This window comes from Caballeronia sp. GACF4, from assembly GCF_023631025.1.
GTDB lineage: Bacteria > Pseudomonadota > Gammaproteobacteria > Burkholderiales > Burkholderiaceae > Caballeronia.
Genome location: NZ_JALQDW010000028.1, coordinates 136,753 through 161,252, shown reverse-complemented (window position 1 = coordinate 161,252; position 24,500 = coordinate 136,753). Strand labels below are relative to the sequence as shown.

The window sequence follows — 24,500 nt, the reverse complement described above, 5'->3', positions numbered from 1 at the left end:
ATCGTGAAACTACAGCATCATCTTGGCGGCATCGAAAATCTCGGCCCTGTCAGCACCGAACGGCGCGTGTTCGTGGAACCGTGGGAGACGCGCATCTTCGGTATTCATACCGTGATGATGGCGGAAAGCGCGCATCTCTCCAACGCGCTGCATCGCTATCCTGTCGACACGCTGTCGACGACATTCAAGAACGACTGGACGTGGGCCTCGCTGCGCACGGGCGCGGAAGACATGCAGCCGTTCGAGTATTTCAAGTATCGGTACTACGAGAAGTGGCTCGGCGGCATCTCGCAGTTCTTCGTCGATCAAGGCTACATCTCGGCCGACGAACTCGCGCAAAAGACCGCGCACTACCGCGCGAACCCCGATGCCGCGCTGCCTGGGAAACCCGACGCCGCGCTCACCGCGCAGATCGACGCGTATCTGACGAACGGCGACTCCGGTTATCACGCGCTCGAAAGCGCCGCGCGTTTTGCGAAGGGCGACGCGGTACGCATAGCCGACCCCGAAGCGGTCGATCACACGCGTCTGCCCGGCTATCTGCGCAACAAGACCGGCGTCGTCGATCTCGTGTATCCGGGCGCGTTCTCGTATTTCGTATCGACGGGACCGGACGGTATAGGCGCGCCCATGCCCGTGTATCGCATTGCGTTCGATACCGCCGACATCTGGGGCGCCGACAAGAGCGAAGCGAACACCACCCTTTATGCCGACTTGTACGAAGCCTACGTACAAGCGGCCAACTGATCCGGAGCCACCGCAGCATGAGCCAACTCTTTGAATTTCCCGACGACCGCGAAGCGTCGAGCGCGGCAAAGGTGCGCGCGCTGGAAGCATTGCTGATTGAGAAGGGCGTGATCGCGAGCGATTCCGTCGATGCCGTGCTCAAGCACTTCGAAACCATGGCCGGGCCGTTCAATGGCGCGAAGATCGTGGCGCGCGCATGGACCGATCCGGAGTACAAGAAGCGCCTCGTCGACGACACACCGAAGGCCATCGCGGAGCTTGCACTGCCGCTCGGCATGACGGGTGCGGAAGGCGAGCACATGGCCGCCGTCGCCAACGACGAGAACGTGCATAACCTCATCATCTGCACGTTGTGTTCGTGCTATCCGTGGCCGGTTCTCGGCTTGCCGCCGTACTGGTACAAGGATCCCGTGTTTCGTGCACGCGGCGTGCGCGAGCCCCGTGCCGTGCTGGCGGAATTCGGCGTGAACGTGCTTGCGGACAAGGAAGTGAAAGTGTGGGACAGCAGCGCGCAAATCCGCTGGTTCGTCGTGCCCGAGCGTCCCGCCAACACGGAGCACATGAGTGAAGCGGAACTCGCCGCGCTCGTGACGCCGGAATCGATGATGGGTGTCGCCCTCATCGAAGCGCCCACCGCCTGAGGCCCGTCATGTTCACTCGATTCGAGGAATACGCGGCGACGTCGATGCTCGGCGCGCCCGATTCGCCGCCGCGTCTCGACGGCAAGCTGTTCTTCACCAACCGCTGGGAGCGCGATGTGTTCGGGCTTGCGCTGTCGTTATCGAAAGCGGGCTGCTTCGAGTGGGAGGACTTCCGGCAGAGCTTGATTGCATCGATTGCACAGTGGGAAGCTATCGGTTGCATCGACCAGCCGCGCTGGGACTACTACGAACGCTTTCTCGAAGCGCTTTTGAACGTGGTCGAAACGAGCGGCGTGTTGTCGCGCGATGAACTCCTGAAGGTCGTGACGGCGCGGCGCGTCAACGTTGACGCCTGAGTCTTGCGCATCCATCCAATCATCATCATCGATTCAAACGAGGTCTTCAATGAACGACGCTATTGCTTTCCCTACCGAACCGGTCACGCCAATCCCGTTGCGCGAGCTACTACCGTGGATCGTGTTCGGCGGTCTCTTGATGTTGCTCGCGCTGTATTTCGTCGGCGCGGAAGAGGGCGCGACCTCGATCGTGTCCGGCATGTACGTTCACGAGTTCGTGCACGATGGACGCCATCTGCTCGGCTTTCCCTGTCATTGACGCGGAGACGATCATGGTCGGCAAACTGTTGATGCGCGGCATGCTCGCGGGCGTGGTCGCGGGACTGCTTGCGTTCGGTTTCGCGAGAGTGGTGGGCGAACCGCAAGTCGAACGCGCGATTGCAATCGAAGAGCACGCGCACGCCGCTCACGGCGATGCGCCCGAGCCCGAACTCGTCAGTCGCGAGACGCAGGCGGACATGGGCTTGCTGACGGGTGTCGTGGCCTATGGCGCGGCTTTCGGCGGGCTCTTCGCGCTTGCCTTCGCATATGCGTGGGGCAGGGTGGGCAAGCTCGGCGCACGGCCGCTTGCCGCGTGGATGGCGCTTGCGGCGTTCGTATCGCTCGTCGTGGTGCCGAGCCTCGTCTATCCGGCGAATCCGCCATCGGTCGGGGACCCGGAAACCATCGGTTATCGCACGGCGCTGTTCTTTCTGACCATCGCCATCTCGCTTGCGATCATGCTGTTGTCGCTCAACGTGCGCGGTGTCGCGGCGAGGAAGTTCGGGCAGTGGAACGGAACGCTCGTCGGTATTCTCGCGTTCGGCGTCATGCTTGCCGTGATGATCGTCGTGCTGCCCGGGATCGACGAAGTGCCGGCCGGCTTTCCCGCCACGCTGCTGTGGAAGTTCAGGATGGCGTCCATCGGCATGCAGGCGATCGTCTGGACGACCATTGGCGCGCTGTTCGGTGTGCTCGCCGAGCGTAGCGAACTCGCCGGCGCTCGCCAGCCTCGCAAGGCACCGGTTTTCGCGCCGGCGGTGCGCAATCGATGACATGCGCGACCGCGTTTTTTGGGCGGTTAGACTAATCGTTCAGGGCGACGGTGTTCCGCCGCCGCCCGCTTTCAGACGGACACCAAAACTCCGATGAAACGCATCAAGGTCGGCATGCTCGTCTTTCCCGGGTTCCAGTTGCTCGATATCGCCGGGCCGAAGGACGCCTTTGCCGAAGTCCGCGTGTTGAGCAAGGGCGAATGCGAGTACGAAATGATGACGGTCGGCACCACGCGCGGCAGCGTGCAGTCGTCGAGCGGCCTCACGACCGTACCGGACCGCACCATCTTCGACCGCTGCCCGGAGTTCGACACCATCATCGTTCCGGGCGGGCTCGGTATCTTCGACGCCTTCGACGATCCCGCGCTCAGCGAATGGCTGCGCGCGCAGCACAAGCAGTGCCGCCGCGTATCGGCGATCTGCAATGGTCTCTTCGCGCTCGGTTCGGCGGGACTGCTCGACAACAAAGTCGTGACTACGCACTGGATGGACGTGCCGCGGCTCGCCGCGACGTTTCCGCGCGCGCGGATCGAGCCGGACCACATCTTCGTTCGTGACGGCAACATCTTCACGACGGCGGGCGTCACGGCGGGTATCGACTTGTCGCTCGCAATGATCGAAGACGACTTCGGCCGTCAGATGGCGCTGGATGTCGCCAAGTATCTGGTCGTTTATCTGCGGCGCGCGGGCGGTCAGTCGCAGTTCAGCCCGCTCCTTGAAACGCAGGCCGCGCCCGGCTCGCAGACCATGGCACTGCAGGAGTTCATGCTCGACAACCTGCATGTCGCACATACAGTGGCATCGCTTGCGGACCGCGCGCATATGAGCGCGCGCAATCTCTCGCGCATCTTCGCCAAGGACTGCGGCACGACGCCGATGACCTTCCTTGCCAATGCGCGCATCGACGCGGCGCGGCACTATCTCGAAGCCACGGAATTGCCGATGCGGGAAATCGCGCGCCGCTGCGGCTTCGAGGATACCGACGGCTTTCGCAGAACCTTCTTTCGGCGGCTCAGTATCAATCCGGTGGATTATCGCGACCGGTTCAGATCAAAAGCCGACACGGTTCAGGCAGCCAACGGACGCGCCTGAGGATCAGCTTCCGAGCGCGTTCGGATCGCGCCAGGCACGCTCGAACGGCAGCCGCCAGGCACGCGGCGCGACTAGCTGATGAATCGCATTCGGCCCCCACGAACCCGGCGCGTAAAACCGCACGGGCGGCGGCGATTCGAGCAGCGCCGTGGATACTTCCCACAGCCGCTCGATGCCTTCCGCAGTCGTGAACAGCGTGCGATCCCCGCGCATGGCGTCGAGAATCAGGCGCTCGTAGGCTTCCAGCACTTCGCCGATCAAGCCCGTGTCGCGCATGGCGAACTGCAGGCTCAGTTTGTCGAGACGCATGCCGGGGCCGGGCCGCTTGCCGTAGAACGAGAGCGACATCTTCGAGGCATCGGCGAGATCGAAGGTCAAATGGTCCGGTCCCTGCGAACCCACGCCCGAACCTGCCGGAAACATGCTCTTCGGCGGCTCGCGAAACGCAATGGAAATGATTCGCTGGCCTTCCGCGAGCCGCTTGCCGGTGCGCAGATAGAAGGGCACACCCGCCCAGCGCCAGTTGTCGATCGAGCATTTCAGCGCAATGAAGGTCTCTGTTTCCGACTCGGCGCTCACGCCTTCCTCGGTCCGATAACCCGTGTACTGACCGCGCACGACATCGTTAGGTTGAATCGGCAACATGCTGCGAAAGACCTTGTTCTTTTCCTCGCTGATAGGCGAAGGTTCCAGCGATGTGGGCGGCTCCATTGCCATGAACGCGAGAATCTGGAACAGGTGCGTGACGACCATGTCGCGAAACGCGCCCGTCTGCTCGTAGAAGCCCGCGCGCTTGCCGAGGCCGAGCGTTTCCGGCACGTCGATCTGCACGTGATCGATGAAATTGCGATTCCATATCGGTTCGAACAAGCCGTTGGCGAAGCGGAATGCGAGGATGTTCTGCGCCGGTTCCTTGCCGAGAAAGTGATCGATGCGAAAAATCTGCGCCTCTTCGAAGACCTCGTGCAAGTGCGCGTTGAGCGACACGGAACTTGCCAGATCGGTGCCGAAAGGCTTTTCCATGATGATGCGCGAGCGTTCCACGAGTCCCGCTTCATGAAGCATGCCGACCGCCGAAAGCGCGGCGTTGGGCGGAACGCTCAGATAATGCAGGCGCCGGCATTCGCCGCCGAAGCTTTTCTCGGCGTTCAGGACCGCCGCCTTCAGCGTTGCGGCGCCGGCTGTCAGGGGCACGTAATCGAGATTGGCGGCGAACGTGTCCCACTCTTGCGGCGTCACCTTACGACTCGAAAACTCGTCGAGCGCGCCTTTCGCCGTGACGCGGAAGTCGTCCACGTGAATGTCGTCGAGCGCGACGGCAATGATCTTGCAGCCGGGGATGAACCCCGCATTCGACAGATGGAAGAGGCCAGGCAACAGCTTGCGTCGTGCGAGATCGCCCGTGGCGCCGAACAGCACGACCACTTGCGGAAACTTCGGACCTACGCCTGCGGAGATCTTGGCCATCGTGCGAATCCTCGGTGGGTTGTCACGGCTCGTCAGCAACAGCGTCGCGTCTCATGCGTTCCGACAGTGTCAGTATCGCTCAGGCGTGCGCGATTCAATAAAGCGCATTCGAAGCGCGTTCGCGCGTGGTCCACATTGCGGGATCGTGCTTCAACGCAGCTCGCGTTCCCTCGGCGGTTTGGGCTGCCATGCATCGACGAGTCGGCCGATAAAGAGCCGCACCTTCGGACTCGGATGCCGTCGCGTGGGAGACACCGCGCTAATGGGCACGCCCTCGGCGCCAAGCCGGAACGCAGCGGCGCGAGCGCGATTGCGCTCGGTTCGCTCGGTGGCGGCGCGGTCGTCGAACATCTCGGCATTGCTTCGACGATGCGCTTCAGCGCGATCCTCGCGGCGCTGAGTCCGATCGTGGTCGCGACGTTCGGCACGCGCCGCGCGCCGCCCAGCGAGCCTTCGAGGAACTGAAGGGTGCCGCCGATGCCGCGCATGGAGCCGGCTTTTTTGGCGGCTTGCCAAACGCGCTGATTGACTTTAGCCTGCATCGGCAATCGGCGGAACTCATCAACGCAATACCTTCCGGTATAGGACAAGAATGACGATGAAGCGTATCGGGACAGGCCGTGTTTTGTGCATCTGCGCCACGGCTGGATTGGCCGCGGGCAGCATCGGTCAGGCTGTGGCGGCGCCAACGGATGCGCTCATCGCAGCCGCGAAGCAGGAAGGGCAGTTGACCACCATCGCACTGCCGCATGACTGGTGCGGTTACGGCGCGGTCATCGCCGGGTTCCAGAAGAAGTACGGCATTCGCGTCAACGAACTCAACCCCGACGCAGGCTCGGGCGACGAGATCGAAGCGATCAAGGCCAACAAAGGCAACAAGGGACCGCAGGCACCGGACGTGATCGACGTCGGTCTTTCGTTCGGCCCGACGGCGAAGAAAGAAGGCTTGTTGCAGCCGTACAAGGTGTCGACGTGGAGCGCGATTCCCGCCGAATCCAAGGACGCCGAAGGCTACTGGTACGGCGATTATTACGGCGTGCTTTCATTCGAAGTCAACACCGACATGATCGACAAGCCGCCGGCCGACTGGAGCGACTTGCAGAAGGCCGACTATCGCAACGCGGTTTCGCTCGCGGGCGATCCACGCTCGGCCAATCAGGCCATTCAGGGCGTCTATGCGGCGGGCTTGTCGCAGACCAAGGGCGACGCAAGCAAGGCGGATCAGGCTGGACTCAAATTTTTCGCCGATTTGAACAAGAGCGGCAACTTCGTGCCGGTGATCGGCAAGGCGGCGTCGCTGGCGCAAGGCACGACGCCGATCATCGTGCGCTGGGACTACAACGCGCTCGCCGACCGCGACACGCTCAAGGGCAACCCGAAGGTGCAGGTAATCGTGCCGAAGACGGGTGTCGTGGCGGGCGTTTATGTTCAGGCGATCAGCGCGTTTGCGCCGCATCCGAACGCCGCGAAGCTGTGGATGGAATACCTCTATTCCGACGAAGGCCAACTCGGCTGGCTCGCGGGCTATTGCCACCCAATGCGCTACAACGAACTCGTGGCGCAGAAGAAGGTGCCGCAGGCGCTGCTCGACAAGCTGCCGCCCGCATCGGCGTATAAAGGCGTCGTGTTCCCGATGCTGCCGCAACAGGACGCCACCAAGGACGTCGTCACCAAGGGCTGGGATCAGATCGTCGGCGCGAACGTGAAGTAAGCGTGACGGACGAGATCCTGCAATGAGCGTCTCTCCTCCGCAAGGCGCCGGGCCGGATCTGCTGGCGCCGGCCGCGCCCGTGCCGCCGGCCGGTGCCGCGCGCGCAAGCGGCGGCGCGAGTTGGCTCACGTATATCGGCGTGCTGCCGTTCTTCGTGTTCGCGCTGCTATTCCTTCTGCTGCCCACGGGCTTCTTGATGGTGGGCGCGTTCCAGGACCCGCAGGGACACTTCACGCTCGTCAATTTCCGCGAGTTGTTCCAGCCCGGCGTGCTCGATGCCTACTGGATCAGCATGAAAGTCAGCGCGGCGTCGGCCGCGGGCGGCGCGATACTCGGCTCGCTGCTCGCGTGGGCGGCGGTGAAAGGCCAGTTACCCGCATGGATTCGCCCGACGCTCATGACCTTCTCCGGCGTGGCGTCGAACTTCGCGGGCGTGCCGCTCGCGTTCGCTTTCATTTGCACGTTGGGGCGCGTGGGTCTCGTCACCGTGCTGGCGCGCAAGTACCTTGGCTTCAATCTCTATTCCACCGGCTTCAGCATTCTGAGCTTCGCCGGACTGACCATCACATACCTGTATTTCCAGATTCCGTTGATGGTGCTCATCATCACGCCCGCGCTCGACGGTCTGAAGCGCGAATGGCGCGAAGCCTGCGATTGCCTCGGCGGGACATCGGCGCAGTACTGGCGTTATGTCGGCTTGCCGGTGCTGTGGCCGAGCTTGCTGGGCGCGGCGCTGCTCTTGTTCGCCAACGCGTTCGGCGCGGTCGCCACGGCTTATGCGTTGACCGGCAGCTCGCTCAATATCGTGACCATTCTGCTGTACGCGCAGATTCGCGGCGACGTGCTGCATAACCAGAACCTGGGTTACGCGCTCGCGCTCGGCATGATCGTGGTGACGGGGCTTTCGAACGGCGGCTATATCTGGTTGCGTGCGCGCGCCGAAAGGGGACGCCGATGAAATCGCAGTCGCGCGCGGGCGCCGCCATCGCGATGATCGTCGGCTCGCTATATTTTTTGATTCCGCTGATCGCCACATTCGAGTTCAGTCTGCGCATGCGTCGTGGCGAATACAGCTTCGACGCGTATCGCGTCGTACTCGGCGATCCGCATTTTCAGGCGTCGTTCGGCTATTCGGTGCTGATGGGCTTTCTCACCATCGTGATCGGCGTGCTGCTCGTGGTGCCGACCGCTTACTGGGTGCAGCTGCGCTTGCCGAAGCTGCGGCCCGTGGTCGAGTTCATCACGTTGCTGCCGCTCGTGATTCCGGCCATCGTCATCGTGTTCGGCTATCTGCGCATCTACAACAGCAGTTCGATCCTGCCGCTCACCGGCAACGAACGCGCGACCGACCTTTTGCTCGTGTTCGGCTATGTCACGCTGTCGCTGCCGTATATGTATCGCGCGGTCGACGCCGGCATGCGCGCCGTCGATATCCGCTCGCTCACCGAAGCCGCCGAATGTCTGGGCGCGGGCCGCGCGATTATACTTTTCAAAGTGATCTTCCCGAATGTGCGCTCGGGCATTCTGTCGGGCGCGTTCCTTACTTTTGCGGTCGTCATCGGCGAGTTCACGCTCGCGAGCCTGCTGGATCGTCCGGCGTTCGGCCCGTATCTGCAGTTGATCGGTGCGAACCGTGCCTACGAGCCGTCGGCGCTCGCGATCATCGCGTTCGTCGTCACTTGGGCCTCGATGGGACTGATCCAGGTATTCGGTTCGGCGCGCGCGCTGGCCGGCCAGAAAACTTGAGCCTGAGGTACGCGACGCATGGCATTTCTCGAAATCGACAATCTTCACAAGGCGTTCGGGCCGAACATCGCGCTGCATCAGTTCGACATGAAGATCGAGCGCGGCGAGTTCATCACGTTCCTCGGTCCTTCTGGATGCGGCAAGACGACCGTGCTGCGCATGATCGCGGGCTTCGAGACGCCCACGCGCGGCACCATTCGTCTCGATGGCCGCGACGTCACGCATCTGCGTACGCGCGAACGAGCCGTCGGCATGGTGTTTCAATCGTATGCGCTCTTTCCGAACATGACGGTGGCGCAGAACATAGGCTTCGCGCTGCGAGTGGCGAAGCGTCCGCAGAAGGAGATGGACGAGCGCGTGGCGCAAATGCTCGAACTGATCAAGCTGCCGCATCTTGCCGAGCGTTATCCGTGGCAACTGTCGGGTGGCCAGCAACAGCGCGTGGCGCTGGCGCGCGCGCTTGCGAGCAAGCCGCAAGTGTTGCTGCTCGACGAACCGCTGTCCGCGCTCGATGCGAAGATCCGCGTCTCGTTGCGCGAAGACATTCGCGCGTTACAGCGCGAACTTGGAATCACGTCGATCTTCGTCACGCACGATCAGGAAGAGGCGCTATCCATTTCGGATCGCATCGTCGTGATGAACGAGGGGCGCGTCGAACAGGTCGGGCCGCCGCTCAACATCTATAACTTTCCGCGCACGCGCTTTGTCGCCTCCTTCGTCGGCACGCTCAACATTCTTGCGGGCCGCGTGATCGATCCCGCGACCGGACGCATGGCCGTGGACGGTCAGGAACTCGTGACGTCGCGCCAGTTGCCATCGGACGATGCCGGCCGGGAGCGGCTTCTCGCCTTGCGTCCCGAAGCGATCGTGCTCGAACCGCCCGCGAGCGGCCGCAATTCGCTGGCGGCAACCGTCGAGGAAATCAGCTTCCTCGGCGCGGTGGTGCGTATCCGCGCGCGTGTGAAAGACGCGGTAGTCTCGCTCGATGTCTTCAACGACCCGAACCGGTTGCTGCCCGAACGCGGCCAGCCGGTCGCGCTCGGCTTTTCGCACGAGAATCTCCTCGTGCTCGACGAGGACGCGCGTTAGGCAACGCGCCAAACGTGCCGTTGCGCAGCGCACCAGCGTCGCGGCGCCGTTCGGCGGGCGCGAGACTCGATCCTGTCGCTGCATTGCGGCAAGCGTAGCGGATATATATGCGATGCATCGATGCCATCGCCGCGCATTTCGTTTCCGGCAATTCAAACACCTTGCATGGCGGATTACGCCAATGCAATTCCCTTTTTGTTAAGGCACACTAAGCGGCAGCATCCGGTTTCGAGCTTTGCATCCCGCAAACCATCAAGGCAGTGAATGGAGGCTTCGAGATGAACCGAAAAAATAATGCGGCCATCTGGATCCTGGTCGCCATGCTGTTGGGCATCGGGATCGGCTACATGATCTACTCGAGCTTTCCGGACAAGAAGACTGCTACTGAAATCGCGGGCTACATCTCGCTCATATCGGACGTGTTTCTGCGACTGATCAAAATGGTGATCGGTCCGCTCGTGTTCTCCACGCTCGTCGTGGGTATTGCGCATATGGGCGATGCAGCCTCGGTCGGGCGCGTGTTTGCCAAGGCGCTCGGCTGGTTCGTCACCGCGTCGCTCGTGTCGTTGCTGCTCGGTCTCATGATGTCGAACCTGCTCAGGCCGGGCGAGAATCTCGGGCTGCCGTTGCCGGATATCGGCGCATCGGCGAATTTGGCGACTTCCAAGTTCACGCTCAAGGACTTCGTGAGTCATATGGTGCCGAGGTCGTTCGCGGAAGCGATGACCAACAACGAAGTGCTGCAGATCGTCGTGTTCTCCATGTTCTTCGGTGTGGCGCTCGCCGCGCTGGGCGACAAGGGCAAGATTCTCGTCGCCGCCATCGACCAGCTCTCGCACGTCATGCTGAAGATCACCGGCTACGTAATGAAGCTCGCACCGCTCGCCGTGCTGGCCGCGATGGCGTCCACTGTCGCCGTCAATGGCCTGACCATTCTGCTCAAGTTCGCGGTCTTCATGGGCGACTTCTACTTGAGCCTGTTCATATTGTGGGCGTTGTTGGCGCTCGCGGGTTTCCTGTTTCTCGGACCACGCGTGCTCAAGCTGCTGGGACTGATAAGAGAAGCGTTCATGCTCTCGTTCGCGACCGCGAGTTCGGAAGCCGCGTATCCGAAGATTCTCGATGCGCTCGACCGCTTCGGCGTGAAGCGCAAGATCTCCGCGTTCGTGATGCCGATGGGCTATTCGTTCAACCTCGACGGCTCGATGATGTACTGCACCTTCGCGACGTTGTTTATCGCGCAGGCCTACAACATTCCGCTTTCCATCGGCACGCAACTGACCATGTTGCTGGTGCTCATGCTGACATCCAAGGGAATGGCCGGCGTGCCGCGCGCGTCGCTCGTCGTGATCGCGGCGACGCTCAACCAGTTCGGCATTCCCGAAGCGGGTTTGTTGTTGATTCTCGGCGTGGACACGTTCCTCGACATGGGCCGTTCCGCCACGAACGCGGTGGGCAATTCGATTGCGAGCGCGGTGGTCGCCAAGTGGGAGGGCGAACTGATGACGGAAGCGGAAGCCGACGCCAACGCGGCGCGCATCGAAACCGAGCTCGAAGCGACCATCGCCCATCCGGCAGAAGGTTGAGCGGAGCCGCGCCATGAAGATGCAGCGATTCTGCTCGATGCTCGCGCTCGCGGGGACCTTGATCGCCTGTGCCGGAGCGCGAGCGCAGGACGATCCGCAAACGTCACGCGCTATTCCCGATAGCTTCGCGCCCGTCGCGCTCACGGGAACGCTCGCGAAGGTGCGAAAGAGCGGTGTCGTCGCGATTGGTTATCGCGAGGCATCGGTGCCGTTTTCGTATCTGAACGCGCGCCATGAACCTATCGGTTATTCCATCGAGTTATGCAAGTCGCTGGTGACGGCCATCGGCGATGCGATCAATCTGACGCCGACCATCCTGTGGGTGCCGGTTACGCCTGATAATCGTATCGACGCCGTGACGAGCGGCCGTGTCGATCTCGAATGCGGCTCGACGACCAGCAATATCGAACGCCAGAAACGCGTGGCGTTTTCGCCGATCATCTTCGTCGCGGGCACGAAGGTGATGGTCAAGAGCGGCTCGCCTATCGCCTCGTTTCGCGATCTCGCGGGCAAGAAGGTCACGTTGACCGCTGGCACCACGAACGAGAAGGCGCTGCGCGATCTGGACAGCAAGTTCCGGCTCGGCATTCAGTTGCAGATCGTGCCAGACCACGCGCAAGGCTTCGCGCAAGTGGCCGACGGCCATGCCGACGCATTCGCCACCGACGACGTCTTGCTCTATGGGCTGATTGCCGAGCACGCGGGCGCGGGCGGGTCGTACCGCGTGGTCGGCGATTACCTTTCGTATGAGCCGTACGGCATCATGTTTCGCAAGGACGATCCGCAGTTGGCGCAAGTGGTGAAGGACACGTTCCAGGAACTCGCGGCGGACGGCGAAATGGACCGGCAATACAAGCGCTGGTTTTTGCGCCGCCTGCCATCGGGCACGAGCATCAATCTGCCGATGAGCGCGCAACTCGAGACTATCATTCAGACGACCGCGGGCACGGACGCGCAATGAAGATGCGCGCTATCCATAGACCTGTATGCCGCGCCAGAATTGCGGCCACGGTTGGCGCGGTGCTTCGCATACGAAGATATCGCGGCCACTTACCGTGCTGTTTGCAATCCCGAAGCGGTTCGTGAGACGCGCGGCCATACGGCACGACGCCAACTCACGCTGCACGATATCGCTCGGAAAACCCACGACGATCAGCGGCTTCGGCGGCGGGTCGCCGTATCCGCGAAACCAGTGTGAGTTGGTGCCGGAGATCGGGCTCGGCAGCTTCAAGCGCGCGCCGAATAGATCGATGGCGCCGGCCTGGCCCGTATCGGCGACGAGAATGCCGACGCTCGCACGTTGCCCCTCCGGAAGTGTGTCGCGAATGCGCGCGACGCTTTCCGCCATGTCGGGCCACCCGAGTTCTTCGTTGAAGTTGCCGCCATTGACGCGATCCGCAAAGCGCCACCATGTCGATCCGACCGGAGCAATCGGCAGTACGGGTGCGGCGCCCAGCACCGCGCCGATTGCGAGCACGACGCACACGGACCAGCGAATCGCCGCTGCGTGGCGCATGTTGAGCGATGCCATCCGTTGCTCCGCCCACACCGCGCCCGCCGCGAGCAACATCGGATAAGCAGGCGCCATATAGTAGTCGCGGCCCTTCGCCACGACGAACAACACGAGCGGCACGACGAACATCCAGCCAAGCACGCGAAACCGCTTTCCTTCCCCGAAGGCGAAAAGATAGTAGAGTCCCGCGAGCCACAAGGGAACCGTGAACGGGCTTGTCGTGATCCAGAACTGACCGAGCAGGAATCCGTTGCCGCGTCCCATGCGGACGTCGCGAGCGTGAATGCTCTGCAGGAAATCCAGTGTGATGAAGTCGTGCTGAAACTGCCAGATCAAGTGAGGCAGCGCGATCACGCCGACGAGCGCGACGCCGAGCCATAGCCACGCGCTGCGGAAGTATCGACGGGCGGGTGTGAAGAGCAAGCCCGCGGCGATACCCGCTGCCAGAAACGCGATGGTGTACTTCGTCAACAAGCCGATGCCGATGGCAGCGCCAACGCCGAGACACCATCGTGCATCGTCCGTGGACAGCAGGCGCACCGCGCAGTATGCGGCCGCGACCCACCATAGATAGTCGAAACTGACGTACTGATAAAGCGCGCCCGCGCTCAACGCGACACTGCTAATAGCGGCGGCCAATGCGGCGACGATCTGCGCCCGTCTGCTTCCTCCGAGCTCGCGCGCAATCAGGCCCGTGAGCACGAAGGCGATGCCCATTGCCAGCGACGAGAAAAAGCGCAAGCCGGTCAGCGACGGCCCGAACAGCGCGAACGCGCCTCGCGCAAGAAACGGAATGAACGGCGGGACGCCGACGTAACCCCATGCGAGCGAGCGCGCGTCTTCCAACGTGGAGAGCTCATCGCGATGAAAGCCGTATTCGCCATTGGTCGCGATATGCAAAATCACCAGCGCCGCAGCCCATGGAAGCAGTGGCGCGGTGTCGGCGAGTGAATGCGTTTTCAGGCTATCGGCTGGCCGCATGTCTCCTCCGTTTTGCGGGCGACTTCAGCGTGCCGAGTCTCGCATCGTCCGACGCACGAGGCAAGTCGCGTGGCGCGCGTGATGCGAACGTTCGTGCCCGTACACGAGCGGATCAACGGCGGGCGCCGCGTTTCTTGCGCTCGCGCACGAGCTTGCCGGCATCGACGGGAATGAACGGCGCCTGAAAGCGCTCAACCAGGAAGTCGATGAACGCACGGGCGCGTGCGGTCTGGTTGCGTTGCCGCGGGTAATAGACGAAGAGATCGGCCGATGGCAGCACGGCGTTCGGCAGCACGATTTCGAGCCGTCCGCTCTGTACATACTTCGCCAGGTCCCATTCCGAGCGGATAAGAATGCCGTGTCCGTCGAGCGCCCAGCGCAGGACGATATCGCCATCGTTGCTGGATAACGCGCCGCGCACTTTCAGCGCTTCCGTGTGGTCTTCGTCGATGAATCGCCATACGCCATGGGCATCGTCGTTCTGCCGATGAATGATGCAGCGGTGCTGCAGCAGGTCTTCGATCTTTTCGGGCGTGCCGAAGCGTTCGAGATATTTCGGCGATGCGCAAAGAAAGCGCCGGTTGCTCATGATGCGTCGCGCGCTCAAGCGGCTGTCGGGCAGTTCGCCGAAGCGTATCGCCATATCGAACGCACCTTCGATCAGATCGACGGGCCGATCCGTCACTTCGAACTGAACCTCGACCTGAGGAAAGCGCTTTGCAAACTCGGACACGAGCGGCGCAATGGTCGTGCGGCCGAAGCCGAGCGTCGCGTTGATGCGCAGCAGCCCTTGCGGATCGGTGCGCGCGCCCGTGATCGCTTCTTCCATTTCGCGCACTTGTTCCACAATCTGCGTTGCATAGCGCAGATAGGTTTCGCCTTCCGGCGTGAGGCTGATGCTGCGCGTGGTGCGGTTGACGAGCTGCGCGCCCAGCCGCTTTTCCATGATGCCGAGCCGCTTGGTCGCTGCGGGCGGCGTGAGATCGAGTGCGCGCGCCGCGCCGGACATGCTCTTCAGTTTCGCGAGCAAGATGAAGAACTCGAAGTCCGTTGCCGAATCAGTATTCACTTTAAGTAAAAAATGAAATGAATGTGGGTGAATCTTAACCCGGCACTTCGCGGCTAACCTAACGTCTTCAATGAGCGAGTGCCGTCAGGAGACATTTATGAAGATCGTCGAAATCCGCGAAAAGACCGTTCCGATCAGTTCGCCCATCCGTAATGCATATATCGACTTCAGCAAGATGACGCTGAGTCTCGTCGCGGTCGTGACCGACGTGATCCGCGACGGCAAGCCTGTCGTCGGTTACGGCTTCAACTCGAACGGCCGCTACGGTCAGGGCAAACTCATGCGCGAGCGCTTCATTCCGCGCATCCTCGAAGCAGACCCGGGCACGCTCCTCGACGATACCGGCAACAACATCGATCCCCACAAGGTGTGGGCGACCATGTTCATGAATGAGAAGCCGGGCGGTCACGGCGAGCGTTCGGTGGCTATCGGGACCATCGACATGGCGATCTGGGACGCGGTCGCGAAGATAGAAGGCAAGCCGCTTTTTCAGTTGCTCGCGGACCGTCATGGCAATGGTCAGCCGGACCGCAAGGTATTCGTGTATGCGGCAGGCGGCTACTACTATCCGGGCCAGGACCACGGCAAGCTCAAGGACGAGATGCGCAGCTACATCGACCGGGGCTATACGGTCGTCAAAAAGAAGATTGGCGGTGCTTCGCTCGATGAAGACCTGCGCCGTATCGATTCGATCCTGAGCATTCTGCAAGACGGCCAGAAGCTCGCGGTGGACGCCAACGGCCGCTTCGATCTCGACACGGCCATTCAGTACGCCAAGGCGCTCTCGCAATACGATCTCTTCTGGTACGAAGAGCCGGGCGATCCGCTCGACTTCGAGTTGCAAGCCACGCTGCGCAACTACTACGACAAGCCGATGGCCACCGGCGAAAACCTCTTTTCGATGCAGGACGCGCGCAACCTGGTTCGCTACGGCGGCATGCGTGCCGACCGCGACTGGCTGCAGTTCGATTGCGCACTGAGTTACGGCCTCGTCGAATATCTGCGCACGCTCGACATGCTGCATCAGCACGGCTGGTCGCCGAGCCGCTGCGTTCCGCACGGCGGGCACCAGATGTCGTTGAATATCGCGGCAGGGCTGGGGCTTGGCGGCAACGAGTCGTATCCCGATCTGTTCCAGCCCTACGGCGGTTTCCCGGATGGCGTGAAGGTCGAAAACGGCTATATCACCATGCCCGACTTGCCCGGCATCGGTTTCGAGGGCAAGGCCGACCTTTACGCCGAGATGACGAAGCTGTCGGCGTGACGCGTCACCAGATGGTGTAGCCCGCATCGGTGAGCAGGATGGTGCCGGTGATTGCGCTCGCCGCGTCCGACGCCAGAAACGCAATCGCCGATGCCACTTCCTCCGGTTCCACCATGCGGCGCATCGGCGTGTTGTCCATCCACGGCTTGAAGAAGCGCTCGTCCTTTGCCGTCACGTTCGACATGACCGTGTTGACATAGGTCGGCGCGACGCAATTGACGCGCACGTTGCGCTCCGCCCATTCGCCCGCGAGCGACTTCGTCAGATGATGCACCGCCGCTTTCGACGCGTTGTATTGCACCTGCCTTTGCGGTTTGTTGGAGATGACGCCGGACATGGAACCCACGGTCACGATCGAGCCTTTGCCCTTGGCGAGCATATGACGCCCGAACGCGCGGCACGTCCAGAACGTGCCGTTGAGATTGGTGTCGATCACCTTGAGCCACGCTTCGTTGCTCATCTCCTCGGCGGGCGTGTCGGGCCACGCAATGCCTGCGTTGGCGACGAGCACATCGACCGCTGCGCCGCCATTCAGTTCGAGCGCGACGCGGTCGCATTGATCCGGGTCGGTGACGTCGAGCACCACGCCGTTGGCATCGACGCCGGCCGCGCGCAGCTTGTCGACGGCTTCGCTCACCGCATGATCCGTCAGGTCCGATACGGTCACCGCCGCGCCCGCTTCGCCTAACGCGATGGCGGTCTGAAAGCCAATGCCCCGGCTGCCGCCGGTGATGAACGCGTGCCGCCCTGCGAAGCTTTGCTTGTCCACTTTCATGCGAATCGTTCCACGGGTTGTGTTGGGATAGGGAAACGGGTCCGGCCTCATGCGCGTCGTTTCGATGACGCGCGAACCTCGCTGCACTATATTTCAATTTCTTCAACTCATGGATCGCGACGATGAGCGGTGGCTACCTGATCGGCCTGGACTACGGAACGGATTCGGCAAGAGGCGTGCTGGTGGATATTGAAAGCGGCGAGGTGTGCGCGACGCATGCGCATCGGTATCGGCATGGCACGCTCATAGACGCGCTTCCGGACGGGTTGCCGCTGAAGGCGGGCTGGGCTTTGCAAAACGCGCCGGATTATCTCGAATGCGCCGAGGTCATTCTCGCGGCGCTCGGACGTGGGAAGCGTATCGAGGCTATCGGCATCGGGTTCACGGCGAGTTCGCCATTGCCCGCGTCGGCGGACGGAACGCCGCTTTCCACGCGATTCCCCGACGATCCTCACGCTTACGTCAAGCTCTGGAAGCATCATTCGGCGCAGCCTTGGGCCGACGAGATTAGCCGTGAACGCGGCGTGCGTCTGACTAAGTCGGGAGGCAAGACTTCCGGCGAATGGTTGCCCGCGAAGGCGGCGCAGCTTGCCGCGGAAGCGCCCACACTTTGGGCGCAGACGGAGCGATTCATCGAGGCGGGCGACTGGCTCGTGTGGCAGCTTACCGGAACGGAGGCGCGAAGCTCCGATATGGCGCGCTACAAGGCCCACTATTCGGATGCGGGTTATCCACCCCTTGGCGTCGATGGACTCGCCACGCGATCGAGCGCGCCGAAGCGTATCGGATCGTCGGCGGGAACGGTGCGGCGCGAGTGGATCGAGCGCACAGGCATGCTAGGCGAACCGGCCGTGGCGGTCGCGGCTATCGATTCGCACGTGATTCTTCCCGCGCTCGGCGCGACGCAAGCGGGCACGCTCGTCGGCGCGCTGGGGACATCGGCGGTGTACATGTTGCTCGATGACACCGAGCGTCCCTTGCCCGACGGTATCGAAGGCGTGGCGAAGGATGCGGCGCTTCCCGGTCTATGGTGCTACGAAGCAGGGCAGGCCGGTTTCGGCGATGCGCTCGCGTGGTTCGTCAAAACCGCGCCGCTGGCGGAGGACTTGCCGGCGAACTTCGCGGCGTACAACGTGAGCGCGGCGCGTTTGCGGCCGGGTGAGTCGGGGCTCCTCGCGCTCGACTGGTGGAACGGCTGCCGCGTGCCGCTTTCCGACCCGCAGGTGAGCGGCATGCTGCTTGGCTTGCGCACGACCACGACACGCGCGGAGATTTATCGGGCGATGATGGAATCGCTGTGCTTCGGCGCACGCACGATCATCGAGCTGATGCAGAGCGAGGGCGCGCCGGTCACGCGGACCATCCTCGCGAGCGGCTTGAGCGAGAATAATCGCTTCCTGCTTCAGTTGATGGCGGACGTGCTCGGCGAGCCGGTCTCGGTGCCCGACATGCACAACGCAACGGCGGTCGGCGCCGCGATTCATGGCGCCGTCGCGGCGGGCGTGGTGCGGGATTTCACGGACGGTGCGGCTCGCTTCGGCGCGCGGGCGTTCCAGCATTTCGAACCGGACGCCGCGTCGGCGGATGTTTATGAAGCGTTGTTCGAGCAGTATCGGATGCTTGCCTCGCGTGCGGAATTGCGGGAGGCCATGCACGTGGTTTCGCGGCTTGCGTTACCTCGGTGATTCGATTCAATGCGTTCGGGCGCACGCTTTCAAAAGCCAAATAGCCGACGCGGCGACTCCCACTGAATCTGCCGCCGGACCTGCGCGTCCGGGACGATCTTCTCGAAAAGCGCAAGCAGCGGCCCATAATCCATCCGCTCTGGCGCGCGCAAGAACGGCCAATCGGAGCCCCAAATGCAATGCTCCGGTCCGAATGCGCGCAACAACGCGTGAGCGTAGGGCCACACGTCCTCATACGGATAGGCTTCGTGCGCATACTTTTGCCAGCCCGACAATTTGACCGTCGCGCGCCCGGTCTCTGCGAGCCGAAGCACCGCCTGAAAGCCTTTCTGATCGATGCCATCCGCGCTATCGGGCCGGCCGGCATGATCGATCAAGACATTCACCGGTTGCCGCGCGAGCCAGGGCTCGAGCGTCGCCATCTGATCGCCAACCACCTGAACCTGCGCGAACATCTCGAGGTCCGCGAGCGACGCGAAAAGCTCGCCTGCATTCAGCACGAGTTCGACACCTTCCATCGCCGGGTTGAACGCGACGCCGACCACACCCGCATTGCGCAGCGCAGTCAGTTCGCTTCGGCCGATGTCGTTATCCACCACCGCAATGCCGCGAAACCGCGCCGGGTACGTCTGCAACGCGTCGACGAGACAACGGTTGTCGGTCCGGTAGCCGCTCGTCGGGCCAACCAGCAGCGCATGACGCACGCCGTAGGCATCCATTACGCGAATCAGTTGCGCGGCGGTGCCGAGTTCCTGACCTTCAGGGCGATACGGCGTGTCGTCGCGATACGGAAAGCGCGCAGGATCGAAGATATGGCAATGACAGTCGATCCTGTCTTCATCGAAAAGGCTCATGGGTTGATCCGGTTGGAAGATTGACCCGCTCAGAGCGAGCGCTGAATGGCTTGTCCGAGCAAATCGAGACCGAGGTCGATCTCTTCCTCGCGCACGGTCAGCGGCGGCGCAATGCGGAACACGCCGCCCATGCCCGGCAACTGCACGATATTCATGCTGAGGCCGAGATTCATGCACTCGCGCGTGATCTTCGCGCCGAGGCCGTCGTCGGGCTGCTTGGTGCGGCGATCCTTGACGATCTCCACGCCGAGCAGAAGACCGCGTCCGCGAACATCGCCGATACAGTCGAAGCGCTCCATCAGATTTTGCAAGCCGCGCCTGAGTCTTTCGCCCATGATGTTCGCACGCGCGACGAGTCCTTCGCGCTCGACGACGTCCAGCACGCGCAGACCGACGGCGGCGGGGAGCGGGTCGGACACGTGCGTCGTATAGAAGAGATAGCCGAGTTCGTGCGCGCGCTCCTCGATGGCCGCCGACGTGACGATGGCCGCGAGCGGCAGCCCCGCGCCGAGTGTCTTCGACAAGGTGAGAATGTCGGGCGTGACGCCGTCGCGCTGGCACGCGAACATGTTGCCCGTGCGGCCGATGCCCGTTTGCGCTTCGTCGAGAATCAGCAGCATGCCGCGCTCCTCGCACTTGCGCTTGAGCGCTGCCATGTAACCTTCGGGCAATTCGATGATGCCGCCCGAACTCAGGATCGGCTCCGCGATGAACGCGGCGAGATTGCCGCTCGACTGGCGGTCGATGAGCGCGAACGCGTAGTCCAGTTCCGCGAGGTAATCGTAGGCGCCGTTGCGCTCGAACTGCGGCCGGTAAGTGAACGGAGCCGGAATCGCGAACGAGCCGACCGCAGCCGGGCCCACGCCCTTGCGGCCCGCGCTGTAGGTCGCGGCGGCCGCGTGCCCGGTCATGCCGTGCCACGACTGCGCGAAGCCGACGACCTCATAACCGCCGGTGACGAGCTTCGCCATGCGGATGGCTGCTTCGTTCGACTCGGCGCCCGTGCTGAGCAACAGCGCGCGGTCGAGGCCTTCGGGCGTGATGTCGGCGAGGCGCGTCGCCAGATCGACGACAGGCCGCGAAAGCATCCCGCTGAAGAGATGGTCGAGCTTGCCGGCGTATTCGCTGATGACCGCGACGATCTCGGGATGGCTGTGGCCGAGCACCGCGCTCATCTGTCCCGAGGTGAAGTCGAGAATGGGACGATCATCCGCGTCGTAGACGAAGCTGCCCTTCGCACGTTCGATGATCATGGGTTCGAACGTGCCGCCGTAGCGGATCAGATGCTGCTTCGCGTTGCGCCAAAACGTTGCGTCGTTATTCCGGGACACCGTGCATCTCCTCGCGAATGGGAAGAACCTGCAGTCTAGACGACGCTTCGCGAATCGCCCACACCTTCCCTTCAGACGATGACAGGCGGATGCGTCACGATCGACTTCAGTTGCGGCACCGGCGCGCGCAAGGCGCTCAAGTCGGGCGTCGGGCGCTCGAGCGATTCGTCCCCGGCAAACGCGGTTTCGAGTGCTTCGGCGATATCGAGCACGCGCGCGTCGCCACGCAGCGCGCCGACCAGTTGCAGACCGAAGGGCATGCCCGCGTGATCCATTCCGCAAGGCAACGAGAGCGCGGGATTGGTCATCATCGAGATGACGTATGTGAGTCCGAGCCAGCGATAGTACGTGTCGAGCGGCCGGCCGTTGATCGCTTCCAGATGCCATTGCGACCATGGAAATGGCGTAATGGAAGTGGTCGGCGACACGATCACGTCATACCGTTGCACATGTTCCTGAAAGCGCCGGTACAAACGGGTCTGCGTGACGTGCGCGCCCACGACATCGGCGAGCGTCATCTTCACGCCCATTTCGTAGTTCGCGCGCGTGTTCGGGCCGAGCAGCGACCGATCGCGCTCATAGGCTTCGCGAAACTGCGCGACGAAGTTCTGCGCGCGGATCACGTCGAAGCAGCGGTCGCTGTCACGCATGTCGATATCGACCGGCTCGCACACCGCGACATGCCGCGCGACGGCTGCCATTTTCTTGCGAAAGGTGGCGCGCGTGGCGTCGTCGAGCGCGCAGGTGCCGAAGTCCTCCGTGAAGCCGATGCGCAACGTAGCGGCATCGATTGGACGATGCTTCGTGAAGGTATCGGCATCGACTTCGTGGGAAAGCGGATCGCGCGCATCGAAGCCCGCTTGCGCGGCGAGCAACAGACGCGTGTCGGCGACGGTACGCGCCATTGGTCCACTGACGGTGATGGGCGCCCAGCCCAGGTCCTTGCGATCGCCAGGCACGAGTCCCGGCGATGGCCGAAAGCCCACGACGCCGCAATACGCAGCCGGAATGCGCAACGAGCCGCCGGTGTCAGAGCCCGTGCACAGCGGCAACATGCCGGTGGCAAGCGCAACTGCCGACCCGCCCGACGATCCTCCCGCGTTGAGCAACGGCGCGAAGGGGTTGCCGGTTGCGCCCCACACGACGTTGCGCGTGTTCGCGCCCGCGCCCATTTCCGGCGTATTGGTCTTGGCCGTGACGATGGCGCCTGCCGCGCGAATGCGCGCGACCATGGCGTTGTCGGCCTCGGGCACGTGGTCGCGATACATCGCCGAGCCATATGTCGTGAGCACGCCCGCGGTCTCTTCGAGGTCTTTCACGCCGATGGGCAGACCATGCAGCAAGCCCGGCGTTTCGCCGCGCATGAGCGCGTGTTCCGCGTGCCGTGCCTCGATGCGTGCGCGCTCGAAGCATGTCGCGGCCATCGCATTGACCGAAGGGTTGAGGGCCTTGATACGCGCAATGCTCGCATCGAGTAATTCCACCGGCGAGATTTCGCGAGTGGCGATGAGCCTGCGTGCATCGACAGCGGAAAGAGAAGCGAGCGTGTCATCCATGATCGATCAGGCCGCCGCTTGGGCGAAAGATTGTTCGACGCACGCGGCTATGGCATTGCGCGTGTTTTCGAGGTGCGCGCGTGTCTGTTCGTGGACGGCGCGGCCATCGCGCGCGCGGTAGGCATGCAGCAAGCCCGCGTGCTCGTGATTGTTGCTGTCCATGATATCGCCCTTGACGTACATCGACAGCGACACATAAGGCCGTGCGACGAGCGACAACCCTTCGACCAGATCGAAAAGGCGCGTGCCGGTTTCGCTCGCCATCAGATGCTGATGGAACTCTTCGTTGAGAATGGCCCAGGTCTCGGAAGAGGTCGTCGCGCACATCGTCTGATGCACGGCTTCGGCGGCGGCAAGACTCGTTTCGCTTGCGTTGGCGCAGGCACGTTCGGCGAGCATCGGTTCGAGCACCATGCGCAGTTCGTAGATCTCGGTGACATCGGCGGCAGTGAGTTCACGCGTGACGACACCCTTGTTCGGATCGATAGCGACGAGCCCTTCGGCGCGCAAGTCGCGAAACGCCTCGCGCACAGGCGTCGTGCTGACGTTGAGCCGCTTGGCCACTTCCTCCTGGCGAAGCCGCGTGTTCGGCGGATAAATACCCTGCAAGATTTCCGCGCGCAGCGTGCCGAGAACATATTGCGCGATGGTGCGAAATGGCTGGCTCAACGTCGTCTCCTTGATTTGTGTGTTCAGTCGGGCAGCGCGCGTCGCTCGAACCCGAGCATGCCTTCGACCCATGCAGCGATGCGGAGCAGCTTCAGATCGTCGCCATATCCGCCGACGAGTTGCAAGCCGAGCGGCAAGCCCGCGTCGGTCCAACCGGACGGCACCGTGACGGCGGGCGCACCCATCAAACTCCACGGCGCGCAGAAGCGTGCGTCGCCCGTATCGCCCAGACCTTCGGGCGCCGCGCCGCTCGATGGCAAGGTCACGAGCGCGTCGCAACCTTCGAGCAACTGCTGCGAACGCACGCGCAGTTCTGCTTGCAACAGCAACGCGTCCTGATAGCGTGTGAGCGACATGGCGGCACCCTCGGCAAGCAATGCGCGCATGTGCTCGCTGATCAGTTCGGGCTTGCGCGCGGCCGCGTCGCCAATAGCGCGATACGCTTCGATCGCGAGTATCGTCAGCGTGGCTTCGCGCATCTGTTGCAGGTCCGCGCCGTAGTCCAGTTCGACGATACGCGCGCCGCCTTCGCGCAGACGTTGCAGCGATGCCTCGAAGCTCGCGCGTTGATGCGGCGCGATCAGTTGGTCCCAGAATGGCGTGCGTACGACGCCAAGCCGGGGCGCTCCGTTGCCGCCATCGAAATAGGCGCGCCAGGAGGCTTTGTCGGCGATGGTCTCGGGCGCGGCATCGACGAAAAGGGCATGGGCTACTGCGACATCTTCCGCCGAGCGCGCGAAGAAGCCGATGTGATCGAGCGAAGCCGCAAGCGGATGCACGCCTTCGGTCGCAATCTTGCGATACGTGGGCTTGTAGCCGACCACGCCGCAATAAGCAGCCGGACGAATGACCGAGCCGACCGTCTGCGTGCCGATGGCAAGCGGCACGATGCCCGCTGCCACCGCCGCCGCCGAGCCGCTCGACGAACCGCCCGGCGTATGCGCGCGGTTCCACGGATTGACCGTTGCGGCGGGACCGCGCCAGGCGAACTCCGTCGTCGCGGTCTTGCCGAAGACGATGCCGCCGAGCGCGCGAATGGAAGCGACGATGCGCGCGTCATGAGCCGGCCGATGGCCGTTGTAAATCGCCGAACCATAGGACGTGGGCATGTCGTGCGTATCGGCGAGATCCTTCACGCCGATTGGCACGCCCGCAAGCGGGGCCGTTACGGCATCGCGCACGCTGTAGACATCCGGACGATGCACGAAGGCGCGCAGCCACGGATCGAGCAAGTCGGCGCGCGCCTGCGCCTCTTGCAAGGTGGCGCGCACCGCCGCTTCGTCGTGGCGATTGGCGAAGAGAGTCGCGAGCAAAGAGCGAGGCAGACCGGTCAT

At 62.9% G+C, this 24,500-nt stretch carries 24 protein-coding genes; 15 read left to right on the top strand and 9 right to left on the bottom strand.

Going from position 1 to position 24,500, the window contains the following annotated elements:
- Window positions 1-3 precede the first annotated feature (3 nt).
- The 6 genes from nthB (at window position 4) to NCR40_RS27790 (ending at window position 3,870) form a co-directional block, all read left to right on the top strand.
- Window positions 4-747, top strand: a complete 744-nt coding sequence (nthB, locus tag NCR40_RS27815; protein ID WP_250511346.1) for a nitrile hydratase subunit beta — start codon at window positions 4-6, stop codon at window positions 745-747.
- A 17-nt stretch (window positions 748-764) separates the two neighbouring features.
- The gene (gene nthA, locus NCR40_RS27810; protein WP_250511345.1) at window positions 765-1,388 is read left to right on the top strand and encodes a nitrile hydratase subunit alpha; all 624 of its coding nucleotides are present in this window, start codon (window positions 765-767) and stop codon (window positions 1,386-1,388) included.
- Between the two features lie 8 nt (window positions 1,389-1,396).
- Window positions 1,397-1,744 (top strand): nitrile hydratase accessory protein, encoded by a 348-nt coding sequence (locus NCR40_RS27805; protein ID WP_244831695.1) that lies wholly within the window; start codon window positions 1,397-1,399, stop codon window positions 1,742-1,744.
- A gap of 49 nt (window positions 1,745-1,793) precedes the next feature.
- Complete coding sequence (locus NCR40_RS27800) at window positions 1,794-2,003, top strand: CbtB domain-containing protein (RefSeq protein WP_244831694.1); 210 nt, start codon at window positions 1,794-1,796, stop codon at window positions 2,001-2,003.
- A 13-nt stretch (window positions 2,004-2,016) separates the two neighbouring features.
- Window positions 2,017-2,778: a CbtA family protein gene (locus tag NCR40_RS27795; RefSeq protein WP_250511344.1), complete on the top strand. Its 762-nt coding sequence runs from the start codon at window positions 2,017-2,019 to the stop codon at window positions 2,776-2,778.
- 93 nt (window positions 2,779-2,871) lie between these two features.
- Window positions 2,872-3,870, top strand: a complete 999-nt coding sequence (locus NCR40_RS27790) for a GlxA family transcriptional regulator (RefSeq protein ID WP_244831692.1) — start codon at window positions 2,872-2,874, stop codon at window positions 3,868-3,870.
- Between the two features lie 3 nt (window positions 3,871-3,873).
- On the opposite strand, the gene zwf is transcribed toward NCR40_RS27790, so the two are convergent.
- Entirely contained in the window at window positions 3,874-5,337 is a 1,464-nt protein-coding gene (zwf, locus tag NCR40_RS27785) for a glucose-6-phosphate dehydrogenase (RefSeq protein ID WP_244831691.1), read from the bottom strand.
- A 234-nt stretch (window positions 5,338-5,571) separates the two neighbouring features.
- Here zwf and NCR40_RS27780 point away from each other — a divergent pair, with 234 nt between their 5' ends.
- From NCR40_RS27780 to NCR40_RS27750, 7 genes are all read left to right on the top strand, one after another.
- Complete coding sequence (locus tag NCR40_RS27780; protein WP_250511343.1) at window positions 5,572-5,802, top strand: hypothetical protein; 231 nt, start codon at window positions 5,572-5,574, stop codon at window positions 5,800-5,802.
- 127 nt (window positions 5,803-5,929) lie between these two features.
- The gene (locus tag NCR40_RS27775) at window positions 5,930-7,048 is read left to right on the top strand and encodes an ABC transporter substrate-binding protein (RefSeq protein WP_250511342.1); all 1,119 of its coding nucleotides are present in this window, start codon (window positions 5,930-5,932) and stop codon (window positions 7,046-7,048) included.
- A 22-nt stretch (window positions 7,049-7,070) separates the two neighbouring features.
- A complete protein-coding gene (locus NCR40_RS27770) occupies window positions 7,071-8,006 on the top strand; it encodes an ABC transporter permease (protein WP_244831688.1) in 936 nt (311 codons plus the stop codon).
- Window positions 8,003-8,794, top strand: coding sequence for an ABC transporter permease (locus NCR40_RS27765; RefSeq protein ID WP_250511341.1), 792 nt, complete (start codon window positions 8,003-8,005; stop codon window positions 8,792-8,794). The genes NCR40_RS27770 and NCR40_RS27765 overlap by 4 nt, the downstream gene beginning before the upstream one ends.
- Before the next feature lie 18 nt (window positions 8,795-8,812).
- A complete protein-coding gene (locus NCR40_RS27760; protein WP_250494874.1) occupies window positions 8,813-9,883 on the top strand; it encodes an ABC transporter ATP-binding protein in 1,071 nt (356 codons plus the stop codon).
- Between the two features lie 278 nt (window positions 9,884-10,161).
- Window positions 10,162-11,469, top strand: coding sequence for a dicarboxylate/amino acid:cation symporter (locus tag NCR40_RS27755; RefSeq protein WP_244831685.1), 1,308 nt, complete (start codon window positions 10,162-10,164; stop codon window positions 11,467-11,469).
- Window positions 11,470-11,482: 13 nt separating this feature from the next.
- Window positions 11,483-12,430, top strand: a complete 948-nt coding sequence (locus NCR40_RS27750) for an amino acid ABC transporter substrate-binding protein (protein WP_250469632.1) — start codon at window positions 11,483-11,485, stop codon at window positions 12,428-12,430.
- A 9-nt stretch (window positions 12,431-12,439) separates the two neighbouring features.
- Here the strand turns inward: NCR40_RS27750 and NCR40_RS27745 are convergent, their stop codons facing one another.
- Window positions 12,440-13,963: a glycosyltransferase family 39 protein gene (locus NCR40_RS27745; protein WP_250469631.1), complete on the bottom strand. Its 1,524-nt coding sequence runs from the start codon at window positions 13,961-13,963 to the stop codon at window positions 12,440-12,442.
- A 112-nt stretch (window positions 13,964-14,075) separates the two neighbouring features.
- On the bottom strand, window positions 14,076-15,032 hold the full coding sequence (locus NCR40_RS27740) for a LysR family transcriptional regulator (RefSeq protein ID WP_350029331.1): 957 nt from the start codon (window positions 15,030-15,032) through the stop codon (window positions 14,076-14,078).
- 97 nt (window positions 15,033-15,129) lie between these two features.
- On the opposite strand from NCR40_RS27740, the gene NCR40_RS27735 reads away from it, so the two are divergent.
- The gene (locus NCR40_RS27735) at window positions 15,130-16,296 is read left to right on the top strand and encodes a mandelate racemase/muconate lactonizing enzyme family protein (RefSeq protein WP_250469630.1); all 1,167 of its coding nucleotides are present in this window, start codon (window positions 15,130-15,132) and stop codon (window positions 16,294-16,296) included.
- 4 nt (window positions 16,297-16,300) lie between these two features.
- On the opposite strand, the gene NCR40_RS27730 is transcribed toward NCR40_RS27735, so the two are convergent.
- Window positions 16,301-17,071, bottom strand: a complete 771-nt coding sequence (locus NCR40_RS27730; RefSeq protein ID WP_250469629.1) for an SDR family NAD(P)-dependent oxidoreductase — start codon at window positions 17,069-17,071, stop codon at window positions 16,301-16,303.
- A gap of 122 nt (window positions 17,072-17,193) precedes the next feature.
- Between NCR40_RS27730 and NCR40_RS27725 the strand changes: the two genes are divergently transcribed.
- Complete coding sequence (locus NCR40_RS27725) at window positions 17,194-18,756, top strand: FGGY-family carbohydrate kinase (protein ID WP_250511340.1); 1,563 nt, start codon at window positions 17,194-17,196, stop codon at window positions 18,754-18,756.
- Window positions 18,757-18,785: 29 nt separating this feature from the next.
- On the opposite strand, the gene NCR40_RS27720 is transcribed toward NCR40_RS27725, so the two are convergent.
- The 5 genes from NCR40_RS27720 to NCR40_RS27700 form a co-directional block, all read right to left on the bottom strand.
- Window positions 18,786-19,610 carry an amidohydrolase family protein gene (locus NCR40_RS27720; RefSeq protein WP_244831676.1) on the bottom strand — a complete coding sequence of 275 codons (825 nt, stop codon included), beginning with the start codon at window positions 19,608-19,610 and terminating at the stop codon, window positions 18,786-18,788.
- 29 nt (window positions 19,611-19,639) lie between these two features.
- A complete protein-coding gene (locus NCR40_RS27715; protein ID WP_250469626.1) occupies window positions 19,640-20,941 on the bottom strand; it encodes an aspartate aminotransferase family protein in 1,302 nt (433 codons plus the stop codon).
- Window positions 20,942-21,012: 71 nt separating this feature from the next.
- Complete coding sequence (locus NCR40_RS27710; protein WP_250511339.1) at window positions 21,013-22,497, bottom strand: amidase; 1,485 nt, start codon at window positions 22,495-22,497, stop codon at window positions 21,013-21,015.
- A 6-nt stretch (window positions 22,498-22,503) separates the two neighbouring features.
- Window positions 22,504-23,166, bottom strand: coding sequence for a GntR family transcriptional regulator (locus NCR40_RS27705; protein ID WP_250469624.1), 663 nt, complete (start codon window positions 23,164-23,166; stop codon window positions 22,504-22,506).
- Window positions 23,167-23,189: 23 nt separating this feature from the next.
- Window positions 23,190-24,500 (bottom strand): amidase, encoded by a 1,311-nt coding sequence (locus NCR40_RS27700; RefSeq protein ID WP_250511338.1) that lies wholly within the window; start codon window positions 24,498-24,500, stop codon window positions 23,190-23,192.

Coding starts and splice junctions, on each gene's coding strand:
- nthA (WP_250511345.1), top strand. CDS start 765: ATGAGCCAACTCTTTGAATTTCCCGACGACCGCGAAGCGTCGAGCGCG.
- NCR40_RS27805 (WP_244831695.1), top strand. CDS start 1,397: ATGTTCACTCGATTCGAGGAATACGCGGCGACGTCGATGCTCGGCGCG.
- NCR40_RS27800 (WP_244831694.1), top strand. CDS start 1,794: ATGAACGACGCTATTGCTTTCCCTACCGAACCGGTCACGCCAATCCCG.
- NCR40_RS27795 (WP_250511344.1), top strand. CDS start 2,017: ATGGTCGGCAAACTGTTGATGCGCGGCATGCTCGCGGGCGTGGTCGCG.
- NCR40_RS27790 (WP_244831692.1), top strand. CDS start 2,872: ATGAAACGCATCAAGGTCGGCATGCTCGTCTTTCCCGGGTTCCAGTTG.
- zwf (WP_244831691.1), bottom strand. CDS start 5,337: ATGGCCAAGATCTCCGCAGGCGTAGGTCCGAAGTTTCCGCAAGTGGTC.
- NCR40_RS27780 (WP_250511343.1), top strand. CDS start 5,572: ATGCCGTCGCGTGGGAGACACCGCGCTAATGGGCACGCCCTCGGCGCC.
- NCR40_RS27775 (WP_250511342.1), top strand. CDS start 5,930: ATGACGATGAAGCGTATCGGGACAGGCCGTGTTTTGTGCATCTGCGCC.
- NCR40_RS27770 (WP_244831688.1), top strand. CDS start 7,071: ATGAGCGTCTCTCCTCCGCAAGGCGCCGGGCCGGATCTGCTGGCGCCG.
- NCR40_RS27765 (WP_250511341.1), top strand. CDS start 8,003: ATGAAATCGCAGTCGCGCGCGGGCGCCGCCATCGCGATGATCGTCGGC.
- NCR40_RS27760 (WP_250494874.1), top strand. CDS start 8,813: ATGGCATTTCTCGAAATCGACAATCTTCACAAGGCGTTCGGGCCGAAC.
- NCR40_RS27755 (WP_244831685.1), top strand. CDS start 10,162: ATGAACCGAAAAAATAATGCGGCCATCTGGATCCTGGTCGCCATGCTG.
- NCR40_RS27750 (WP_250469632.1), top strand. CDS start 11,483: ATGAAGATGCAGCGATTCTGCTCGATGCTCGCGCTCGCGGGGACCTTG.
- NCR40_RS27745 (WP_250469631.1), bottom strand. CDS start 13,963: ATGCGGCCAGCCGATAGCCTGAAAACGCATTCACTCGCCGACACCGCG.
- NCR40_RS27735 (WP_250469630.1), top strand. CDS start 15,130: ATGAAGATCGTCGAAATCCGCGAAAAGACCGTTCCGATCAGTTCGCCC.
- NCR40_RS27730 (WP_250469629.1), bottom strand. CDS start 17,071: ATGAAAGTGGACAAGCAAAGCTTCGCAGGGCGGCACGCGTTCATCACC.
- NCR40_RS27725 (WP_250511340.1), top strand. CDS start 17,194: ATGAGCGGTGGCTACCTGATCGGCCTGGACTACGGAACGGATTCGGCA.
- NCR40_RS27720 (WP_244831676.1), bottom strand. CDS start 19,610: ATGAGCCTTTTCGATGAAGACAGGATCGACTGTCATTGCCATATCTTC.
- NCR40_RS27710 (WP_250511339.1), bottom strand. CDS start 22,497: ATGGATGACACGCTCGCTTCTCTTTCCGCTGTCGATGCACGCAGGCTC.
- NCR40_RS27700 (WP_250511338.1), bottom strand. CDS start 24,500: ATGACCGGTCTGCCTCGCTCTTTGCTCGCGACTCTCTTCGCCAATCGC.